This is a genomic window from Bifidobacterium platyrrhinorum, assembly GCF_010667645.1.
Taxonomy (GTDB): Bacteria; Actinomycetota; Actinomycetes; order Actinomycetales; family Bifidobacteriaceae; genus Bifidobacterium; species Bifidobacterium platyrrhinorum.
In genome coordinates, this window is the sequence record NZ_WHZV01000014.1 from 1 (window position 1) to 3,384 (window position 3,384).

Below are 3,384 nucleotides of genomic sequence, written 5' to 3' on the forward strand. Positions count from 1 at the left end.
CACCCGTCAACCATGCCCCAGGACACACCGTCAACCATGCCCCGAGACATGCGTCAACTATCCGCTCGGACTAGACAGTTTTCGGGTTGAGGGAGAACACGATTCCAGGCCAGATCATGGGGCATACGGGCCATGTTTCGCGTAAAACCGCCATTTTCCAAGGATTTCCGGTCCAGACGGTCTCGTCCCTCAACCATGATCCGGCCGCTTATGACGTTGAGTGGCGGACCGGTCTCTCCCTTAACTCTGAAAACGGGCGAACGCAGGTTGAGGGAAAGACGATTCCTCCCACCCAACCCGGAAAACGGGTAGACACGGATTGAGGGAACAGTCCCCGCCCGTTCCCATCCGTCCGATCCGGGCGGATGGACGACGAACAGAACGAAAAAGCCCCCACAGCCTCTACGCCACAATCGGAAGAACCCCGAATCCGGGGGCACCCCCGCACAGCGAGACCATACGGCCTGCGAACCCATGACCGCGACGCACACCACCCTCGGGGGGCCGACCGGCGGCTCCCGGACGATGGACAAGTACCAGGTTCGACAAGACCCGCCACACACGAAAAAGAATACGCAGGCCATGCCATGGCTCGTTCCCGGCATCAGCCAAGCGCGATTGCGCGATCCTGCGCGCCACCCCACACGTTCACCATCGAGAACGATTCACCGCAAGCCGATTCACCGGCACCAGACTGAATGACGACGGCATCGGGCGTCGACGCCCGACCGCGCGGCATGGCCGTATCGGCATCCGCCCCGCCTGATCCGTCGCGATATAGCGCGGCCCCAGTCCGATGCGTCGGAGACGGACATCGGACCGGGGCCCTGCACGGAAAACGGGAAAGAGACCTGTACCGGAAGGCTCAGTCCTTCTCGATGGTCTTGCCGGCGGTGGGGCCGGAGGCGAGGTTCTGGATCTCGGTGACTTCGAGCACCGGGATGACGGCCGGCTTCTTGGTGCCCTTCTCCTCGGCGACCTTCACCTGCTCCTCGTAGATGGCGTCGTCGGAGTGCAGGGTCACGGTGCCGCGGAAACGGTAGCCCTTCTTCTCGGCGAGGTTCGCGAACGCGATGACCAGCGGGGAACCGTCCTTGAGGTTCTCGTAGGCCTGGCCGGCGGTGCGCTCGTGGTAGGCGATGTGGTTGTCGTCGAGCACGAACAGGCTCATCTTCGGGCCGAGGTCGAGCTGGCCGTCCTTGGAGACGGTGGAGATCCAGCCCAGGTTGTTCTCGATGAAGGTCTTCATCTCGGCGGTGAGCGTTGCCATATGGTGTCCTTTCGTTGGAACGGTCATGTATCCGTTTCCACCATACCCACCCCGCGTCACCGCCCGGCCGGTGTTCGCTGTGAGGATGGTCACGCGCCCCGGCCGCGCATGGCATGTCGCCGGCGGCCGCGGCCGTATCGTATGTAACGGAAAAACCGCGCGGGCCCGCCACGATGCGTCGCGGCGGCCACGGACGAAACGGGAGGATGGCGACGATGCTCGGACGGTTCAAGGCGTTGCGCAGCCGCTGGTCGCGTTCCTTCCCGCCGAACCTCGCCCGGCTCATGCTGCTGGCATGCGCAGCCATGTGGGGCGCCAGCTATCTGCTCGCCAAGTTCGCGATGGCGGAGATCCCGCCGCAATGGCTGATGGGGATCCGCATGGTGGGCGCATGCTCCTGCATGTTCGCGCTGTTCCACCGGCACATCGTCCCCTGCCTCAACCGCGCGATCATCGTCCCGGCGCTGGTGGCGGGGGTCACCTACTGGGGCACGATGGTCACGCAGACCATCGGATTGCAGACCATCGACCCGGGACGCAGCTCGTTCCTGACGGCCGCCTACTGCGTGATCACGCCGTTCGCCGCATGGCTGGTCTCGCATGTGCGTCCGAAGGCCATCAACGTGGTGGCCGGCGTGATCTGCCTGATGGGCGTGGGCTTCGTCTCGCTCAGGGACGGCGCGACCCTGTCCCTGTCCACGGGCGACTGGCTGACCCTGTCCACGGCGCTCATATTCTCGTTCAACCTCACCTGTCTGGGTGTGTACACGAAACGCTTCGACCCGATCGCCGTCACCTTCGTGCAGTTCGCCGTGGCGGGCGTGCTGTTCCTGACGGGCGCCGCGTTCACCGAGCCCGGACCGGCGGTCTCCTGGCTCGCCCCGTCCGTGGTTGCCAGCGTGCTGTACCTGTTCCTCGGCGCCACGATGGCGGCCCAGATCATGCAGAACATCGGGCTGGCGCACGTGCCCGCCTCCCAGGCGTCGATCATCATGTGCACGGAGAGCCTGTTCGCCGTGTCCTTCTCGGCGCTCTTCTGGGGAGAGCGCATCACCTGGAGCTCGCTGGTCGGTTTCGCGTTGATCTTCGCCGCCGTGCTCATGTCGGTGATCCGGCCGACGCGGCACTCCCTGTATCGCAATTGACGCCCGTCATGTCCGCTATGTGGAGATTCCGGAAGGCACATGTAAGCATTCTGAGCCTTTAGCCGAAGCTCCAGTTTCCTCCAAGCGGATTTGGTTACGGTCTATCTTCGTGAAGAAGTTTTTCCAAGGCATATCCATGTCGCAGATCATCGCGGGATCCCTCGCGGCGGTCACCTCGTTCCTGCTGTCGGCGAAGATCGGCATCGCGGGTTCCGTGATAGGCGCGGCGGCCAGTTACGTCATCTCCACGCTGGCCGCGAACATCTACGGCACGATCCTCAAGGCCTCCGGCGAGAAGCTGCAGGAGGTCAACCCGCTGAGCGGTTCGGGCGCGGACGAGAAGGACGGCGGGGACTCCGACGGGGCGGACGCCGGGGACGGCGACGATTCCAAGGCGAAGGCCGGGGACGCCGCGGCCGAAGACGGGGACGCCGGCGACGAGACCCTGGTGGGGACGCTCGGCCATGGCGTGGGTGCGAACGCCGAACGGCCGCTGGGCATCGGCGACGTGCCGCTGCCCCCGCAGGTCTCCGATGCCGGCGCGCGCACCCCGCGTGTCGCGGGCACGCCGGCCGCGAACACCACCACCTACACGGTGTCCGAACTGCGCGGCAGGCGCAAGGGCCGCATCAGCCCGAAGCGCATGGCGATCATCGTCTCCGTGGTCAGCGGCCTGCTGGGCGTGGCCATCGCCGCCGGCCTGGTGATGCTGTTCACGCATGGCAACGGCACCGACACGGTCGTGCGCGACATCGTCAGCCCGACGACCACGTCGAAGACGACGACAGACGACTCCTCCACCCAGAACGGGCCGTCCACCCCTCCGCCCTCCGACGGCACGACCGGCACGGAATCCGGCACGACCGGCTCCGAGGATTCGAACGGTTCCGACACGGAATCCGGCACGATCGACGGCACGACCGGCACGGAATCCGGCACGACCGGGTCTGGCTCCGGGTCCACGGGCTC

General features: G+C 65.6%; 3 protein-coding genes. 2 read left to right on the forward strand and 1 reads right to left on the reverse strand.

The features are described 5' to 3' along the window. Positions 1-865: 865 nt before the first annotated feature. A complete protein-coding gene (locus GFD21_RS10760) occupies positions 866-1,270 on the reverse strand; it encodes a pyridoxamine 5'-phosphate oxidase family protein (RefSeq protein WP_163197976.1) in 405 nt (134 codons plus the stop codon). A gap of 215 nt (positions 1,271-1,485) precedes the next feature. Here GFD21_RS10760 and GFD21_RS10765 point away from each other — a divergent pair, with 215 nt between their 5' ends. Together GFD21_RS10765 and GFD21_RS10770 are read left to right on the forward strand one after the other, a co-directional pair. After that, the gene (locus tag GFD21_RS10765) at positions 1,486-2,415 is read left to right on the forward strand and encodes a DMT family transporter (protein ID WP_163197988.1); all 930 of its coding nucleotides are present in this window, start codon (positions 1,486-1,488) and stop codon (positions 2,413-2,415) included. A gap of 136 nt (positions 2,416-2,551) precedes the next feature. Beyond that, on the forward strand, positions 2,552-3,384 hold an 833-nt coding region (locus GFD21_RS10770), incomplete at its 3' end, for a hypothetical protein (protein ID WP_163197977.1).

Coding starts and splice junctions, on each gene's coding strand:
- GFD21_RS10760 (WP_163197976.1), bottom strand. CDS start 1,270: ATGGCAACGCTCACCGCCGAGATGAAGACCTTCATCGAGAACAACCTG.
- GFD21_RS10765 (WP_163197988.1), top strand. CDS start 1,486: ATGCTCGGACGGTTCAAGGCGTTGCGCAGCCGCTGGTCGCGTTCCTTC.